General features: G+C 70.2%; 5 protein-coding genes. 1 reads left to right on the top strand and 4 read right to left on the bottom strand.

The window, feature by feature from the left end; translation table 11 throughout:
- Window positions 1–59: 59 nt before the first annotated feature.
- From ACFUEL_RS32820 to ACFUEL_RS32805, 4 genes are all read right to left on the bottom strand, one after another.
- Window positions 60–1,403, bottom strand: coding sequence for a GH1 family beta-glucosidase (locus ACFUEL_RS32820; protein ID WP_380240741.1), 1,344 nt, complete (start codon window positions 1,401–1,403; stop codon window positions 60–62).
- Window positions 1,404–1,474: 71 nt separating this feature from the next.
- Entirely contained in the window at window positions 1,475–2,317 is an 843-nt protein-coding gene (locus ACFUEL_RS32815; protein WP_380240739.1) for a carbohydrate ABC transporter permease, read from the bottom strand.
- Window positions 2,314–3,312 carry a carbohydrate ABC transporter permease gene (locus ACFUEL_RS32810; protein WP_380240737.1) on the bottom strand — a complete coding sequence of 333 codons (999 nt, stop codon included), beginning with the start codon at window positions 3,310–3,312 and terminating at the stop codon, window positions 2,314–2,316. The genes ACFUEL_RS32815 and ACFUEL_RS32810 overlap by 4 nt, the downstream gene beginning before the upstream one ends.
- A 5-nt stretch (window positions 3,313–3,317) precedes the next feature.
- Entirely contained in the window at window positions 3,318–4,628 is a 1,311-nt protein-coding gene (locus ACFUEL_RS32805) for an ABC transporter substrate-binding protein (RefSeq protein WP_380240735.1), read from the bottom strand.
- Window positions 4,629–4,771: 143 nt separating this feature from the next.
- Here ACFUEL_RS32805 and ACFUEL_RS32800 point away from each other — a divergent pair, with 143 nt between their 5' ends.
- A complete protein-coding gene (locus ACFUEL_RS32800) occupies window positions 4,772–6,007 on the top strand; it encodes an ROK family protein (protein WP_380240733.1) in 1,236 nt (411 codons plus the stop codon).
- The last annotated feature ends 200 nt before the right edge of the window (window positions 6,008–6,207 follow it).

The raw sequence follows: 6,207 nt of genomic DNA, 5'->3' as shown, positions 1-6,207 counted from the left end.
GCCCCGGGGCGCGTCGGACGCTCCCGGGGCCCCGCTGTGCTCCCCCGTCAAAATGGCCGTCAGGCGCGGGCGCGGTGGGCGGCGATGAGCTGGGCGTAGCGTTCGCCGCTGGACTTGAGGGTGCGGACCTGGGTGTCGTAGTCGACGTGGACGAGGCCGAAGCGCTTGTCGTAGCCGTACGCCCACTCGAAGTTGTCGAGCAGGGACCAGGCGAAGTAGCCGGCCAGCGGGGCGCCCTTGGCGACGGCGCGGGCGCAGGCGGCGAGGTGGGCCTCCAGGTAGGCGGTGCGCTCGGGGTCGTCGACGCGGCCGTCGGAGGTGACGGTGTCCCGGTAGGCGGAGCCGTTCTCGGTGACGTAGATCTCGCGGACGCCGTAGTCCTCGGTGAGGCGCAGCAGGAGCTCCTCGATGCCGGGGGCGTGCACCTCCCAGTCCATGGCGGTGTGCTCGGGGTTGGGGCCGGGGACCTGGCGGAAGTTCGGGACGGCGCCGGTCGGGTCGTCCTCGACGATCTGGCGGAAGTAGTAGTTGAGGCCGACCCAGTCGAGCGGGGCCGAGATCAGCTCCATGTCGCCCTCCCGGACCGGGAGTTCGACGCCGTACAGGTCGAGCATGTCCTGCGGGTAGCCGCGGCCGAGGACCGGGTCGAGCCACCAGCGGTTGATGTGGCCGTCGGCACGCAGGGCGGCCGCGATGTCGGCGTCGGACTGCGTGGCGGGCTCGATGGTGGAGAGGTTGTTGACGATGCCGATCCGGGCGCCGGGGACGGCGGCGCGCAGCGCCTGGACGGCGAGGCCGTGGCCGAGGTGCAGGTGGTAGGAGGTGCGGACGGCGGCGGTCAGGTCGGTGACGCCGGGGGCCATCTTGCCCTCGAGGTGGCCGATCCAGGAGGAGCAGAGCGGCTCGTTGAGGGTGCACCAGTCGCGGACGCGGTCGCCGAGGCGCTCGGCGACGACGGCCGCGTACTCGGCGAAGCGCTCGGCGGTGGAGCGCTCGGGCCAGCCGCCGCGGTCCTGCTGGGCCTGCGGGAGGTCCCAGTGGTAGAGGGTGGGGAACGGGGTGAGGCCGCGCTCCAGCATGCCGTCGACCAGGCGGTCGTAGAAGTCGAGGCCGGCCGCGTTGACCTTGCCGTCGGCGAGCGGCACCACGCGGGGCCAGGCGATGGAGAAGCGGTAGGCGTCCAGGCCGAGGTTCTTGGCGAGGTCGAGGTCCTGCGGCCAGCGGTGGTAGTGGTCGCAGGCCACGTCGCCGTTGTCGTTGTTGTCGATCTTCCCGGGGGTGTGCGAGAAGGTGTCCCAGATCGACGGCGCGCGGCCGTCGGTGCTCGCGGCGCCCTCGATCTGGTAGGCGGCGGTGGCGGCGCCCCAGCGGAAGTTGGCCGGCAGCGCGTCGAGGTGGTTCACGGGTGGTCCTTTCGAGGGTGTGGGGGCGGCGGTCCTACCGGGGCGTCAGTTGACGGCACCCTGACGGTGCCTCACTTGACGGCACCGGCGGTCAGACCGGCCACCAGGTAGCGCTGCAGCAGCAGGAATCCGGCGACCACGGGGAGGCTGACGACCAGCGAGGCGGCCATCACCTGGTTCCAGTAGACGTCGGTCTGCGTGGCGTACCCCTGGAGCCCGACGGCCAGCGTGCGGGTCTGGTCGTTGGTCATGACGGAGGCGAACAGCACCTCGCCCCAGGCGGTCATGAAGGCGTACACGGCGACCGCGATGATGCCGGGCAGGGCGGCCGGGACGATGATCTGCACCAGGGTGCGGATCGGCCCGCAGCCGTCGACGGCGGCGGCCTCGTCGAGGTCGCGCGGGATGGAGTCCAGGTACCCGGCCAGCATCCAGATGGAGAACGGCAGCGAGAAGGTCAGGTAGGTGAGGATCAGGCCGCCGCGGCTGCCGTAGAGCGCGATGCCGGTCGAGTTGCCGATGTTGACGAAGATCAGGAACAGCGGCAGCAGGAACAGGATGCCGGGGAACATCTGGGTGGACAGCACGGTGATCGTGAAGATCTTCTTGCCGCGGAACCGGTAGCGGCTCACCGCGTAGCCGGCCAGCAGCGCGATCAGCACGGACAGGGCGGTGGCCGAGCCCGCGACGATCAGCGAGTTGGTGAAGTACTTCGCGAGCGGGACGGTCTTCCAGATGTCGATGTACGGCCGGAAGGTCAGGTGGCTGGGCAGCCAGCGCCACGGGCCCTGGACGTCCTGGAGCGGCTTGAGCGAGGAGCTCAGCATCACCGCGACCGGGGTCAGCGTGAAGACGGCCAGCACCAGCAGCACGACGCGGCGCAGCCAGCGGTAGGAGGCGGGCGGGTTGATCATTCTGCGTCCTCCCGACGGCGGTTGGTGGCGAGCAGGTAGACCGCGGTCACCAGGAGCAGGAACAGCAGCAGCAGGACCGACATCGCGGAGCCCTGGCCGAAGTTCCAGGTGATGAAGGAGGACTGGTAGATGTGGATCGAGATCAGGTCCGCGGCCTGCGGGGCGGACTTGCCGAACAGCACGAACGGCGTGTTGAAGTCGTTGAACGTCCACAGGAACAGCACCAGCACCAGCACCAGGTTGACCGGGCGCAGCGAGGGCAGGGTGATCCGGCGGATCTGCTGCCACACGCCGGCGCCGTCCAGCGAGGCGGCCTCGTACAGCTCGCGCGGGATGTTCTGCAGGCCCGCGGTGAGGGTGAGGAAGGCGAACGGCCAGGACTTCCAGACCGAGACGGTCAGCAGCGCCCAGAAGCTGTTGTCGCCGATCAGCCAGAACGGCTTGTCGCTGGTCAGGTGCAGCTGGTCGTGCAGCACGTGGTTGATCAGGCCGGTGTCCCGCTGGAACATGAACGACCAGGTGATCACGGCGGCGAACACCGGCAGCGCGTACGGGAGCATGAACGCCGCCCGCAGCAGGCCGCGGCCGCGGAACGCGTCCTGGGTGAAGATCGAGGCGGTGACGCCGATCAGCCAGGACAGGCCCACCGACAGCACGGTGAACATGCAGGTCACCCAGAACGAGTGCAGCAGCGCCTTGCCGACCGGGGCGTTGAAGTCCAGCGCCACCTTGAAGTTGTCGAAGCCGGACCAGGGCGCCGAGCCCCAGTCGCGGATGAAGAACTGGGTGAGCTGCTTGAAGGCCATCACGATGCCGGTGACCATCGGCACCAGGTGGATCAGCAGCTCGGCCAGCAGGGCCGGGAGCAGCAGCAGGTAGGGCAGTGCGCTGCGCCCGAACTTCTCACGGATGCGCCGGCGGGCGGGGGCCGCCCCCTTCGGGGCGGCCTCCTTGCCGTTGCCGACGGCCTTGCGGTCGATCACTTTCTCGGACACGTTCGTCAGCTCGCCGGCATCTGCTGCTGGGCCTTGGACAGCTCGTCCTTGACCGTGGCCTCGGTGATCGGCTTGCCCGCGGCGGCGGACGCCAGCAGGTTCTTGACCGCGGTGCCGATCAGCGTCTCGAACTGGCTCTCGGACGGGACCTGCGGGAGCGGCGCGGCGCTCTTCTGCAGGACGCCCGCGAGGGTCTGCAGCTCCGGGGTGGAGAACGCGGCGTCGGACTGCGCGGCCTTGACCGGCGGCAGCGAGCCGTAGGTGCCGTTGAGGGTCTTCTGCTCCTCGTCGCTGGTCATGAACTTCACGAAGTTCAGGGCGCCGTCGAGGTTCTTGGTGTTCTTGAAGACCGCCATGTTGATGCCGGCCACCATGGAGGTGGTGGCCTTGTCGCCGGTGGCGCCGGCCGGGGCCGGGACCGGGACGACGCCGTAGTCGTCCGGGTTCATGCCGTGCGACTTGAGGTTGGCGCCCGCGGACTGCCACATCAGCATCGCGGCCTTGCCGCTGGCGAAGTCGGTCACCGACTGGTTGGCCGCGTACTCGGCGTTGCCGGGGGCGGCGATCTTGTCGTTGGCGATGAAGTCCACGTACTGCTTGACCGCGGCGACGGACTCCGCGCTGTCGAAGGCCGGCTTGCCCGAGGCGTCGAAGAAGCCGGTGCCGTGCTGCATGCCGAGGGTGAAGACGTTGTGCACGTTCTCCGAGACGTTGCCGCCCTCGATCGCGATGCCGTACTTGTCGTCGTGGGTCAGCTTCTTGCCGTCCTCGACGAGCTCCTCCCAGGTGGCGGGCGGGTTGGCGATCCCGGCCGCCTGGAACAGCTTCTTGTTGTAGTACAGGCCGTAGGCCATCGAGTACAGCGGGACGGCCGCCGGGTCCTTGCCCTTGGCGCCGGCCGAGGCGATGGTCGACTCCAGGAAGCGGTCCTTGCCGCCGATCTTGTCGAAGGTGGCCTGGTCGAACGGGAGCAGCGCACCGGTGGCCTGGAGGGAGGCGGACCAGGTGTTGCCGATGTTCAGCACGTCCGGGCCCTGGCCGGACGCGGTGGCGGCCAGGATTCTGTTCAGCAGGTCGGACCAGGGGATGACCTCGAGGTTGACCTTGATGCCGGTCTGCTGCTCGAACTTCTTGAGCTCGGGCTCCAGCACGGCCTTGTCGTTCTCCAGGCTGCTGCCCTGGTTGGAGGCCCAGTAGGTGAGGGTCTTCGGGCTGGAGTTGCTGCCGCCGCCGCTGTCGCCGCCGCCACAGGCGGAGGCGGTCAGGACGATCGCGGCGGTCAGGGCGAGGGCGGCGGAGATCCGGTGGGTGCGCATGGGAGGAGCCCCTCTCGGGCTGTCGTCTCGTGGGGGTGAAGAGGCAGTGGAAACTGCTTACTTCACGCCGAGATTTAACGTCTGAGAAAAGTAGACGTCAAGAGGCGCGACGGCGTAGATTCTGCAACGAAGAAGGGACACCGATGACACCGCGAGGCAAGCAGACCGTCCGCGACCTGCGCCGGAGCAGCCGTTCCACGCTACTGCGGCACCTGTACTTCCACGGTCCGCTGAGCCGCCAGGAGCTGGGCACCGCCACCGGACTGAGCGCCGGATCGGTCAGCAACGTGACGGGCGAACTGCTCGCCGACGGCCTGATCGAGGAGTGCGGCTCCGTGGAGTCCGACGGCGGCCGCCCCCGCATCCTGCTCCGGGTCACCCCCGGCCAGGCCCACCTGGTCGGCATCGACATCGGCGAGACGCAGGTCAGGGTCACCCTGTTCGACCTCGCGCTGACCGAACTCGCCTCCGCCGACCAGCCGCTGCTCGCCGCGCACGACCCCGAGCGGGTCGTCCGGATGATCGCCAGCGGCCTCGACCAGGTGCTCGCCGCCGCCGGCGTCCCCGCCGAGAACGTGCTCGGTATCGGGATAGGAGTCCCCGGCATCGTCGAGCAGGGCACCGGCGCCGACCCCGGCGCCGACACCGTCGTGCACGGCCAGACCTTCGGCTGGGACGCCGTCCCGTTCGGCCGGATGCTGCGCGAGCACACCCCGCTGCCGCTGTACGTCGACAACGGCGCCAAGACCCTCGGCCAGGCCGAGATGTGGTTCGGCGCCGGGCGCGGCAGCCGGCACGCCGTGGTCGCCCTGTTCGGCTCCGGCGTCGGCGCCTGCGTCATCGCCGACGGCGTCCGCTTCCGCGGCGCCACCAGCTCGGCCGGCGAGTGGGGCCACACCAAGGTGCACGTCGGCGGCCGCCCCTGCCGATGCGGCTCGCGCGGCTGCCTGGAGGCGTACGTCGGCGCCGAGGCCCTGGTCGAACGCTGGGACGGCACCGTGCCCGGCACCAGCGAGAAGGCCGGCCTGGCCGCGCTGCTGCACGCCGCCGAGGAGGGCCAGCCCGACGCCGTCGCCCTGCTCGACGAGGCCGCCGAACTGCTCGGCGCCTCCATCGCCGACCTGGTCAACCTGTTCAACCCCGAACGGATCGTCATCGGCGGCTGGGCCGGACTGCTGCTCGGCCCCCGGCTGCTCCCCGCGATCGGCGAGGCCGCGACCCGCTACGCCCTCGCCTACCCCCGCTCCCGCACCACCATCACCCTCTCCGACCTCGGGCCGGACGCGGTGACGCTCGGCGCGGCGACGCTGCCGCTCACCCACTTCCTGGACAGCGGCGGCGAGATGCCCGACCACCTGGCCGCCGTCGCCGCCGTCTGAACCCCACCGACCCCGCCCCGCCCGCGCCCCGTCCCGCTCAAGACGGCGCGGGCGGGGCGGTTCAGCGAGATAGCACCGTCAGGGACTCGGGAGAGCACCGCCAGGGGCTCGGGGAACGGCGAGTCCGTGCTGCTGGTGGCCGGAGCCCATCGGAGGTTCGTGCTGCTGCGTGTCCGTGACAGAACCAGAAGCAGATGCGC

Source organism: Kitasatospora sp. NPDC057198 (assembly GCF_042670125.1).
Classification (GTDB): Bacteria; Actinomycetota; Actinomycetes; order Streptomycetales; family Streptomycetaceae; genus Kitasatospora.
The sequence above is the reverse complement of the archived record's forward strand: the minus strand, read 5'-3'. Positions and strand labels throughout refer to the sequence as shown.

Coding starts and splice junctions, on each gene's coding strand:
- ACFUEL_RS32815 (WP_380240739.1), bottom strand. CDS start 2,317: ATGATCAACCCGCCCGCCTCCTACCGCTGGCTGCGCCGCGTCGTGCTG.
- ACFUEL_RS32805 (WP_380240735.1), bottom strand. CDS start 4,628: ATGCGCACCCACCGGATCTCCGCCGCCCTCGCCCTGACCGCCGCGATC.
- ACFUEL_RS32800 (WP_380240733.1), top strand. CDS start 4,772: ATGACACCGCGAGGCAAGCAGACCGTCCGCGACCTGCGCCGGAGCAGC.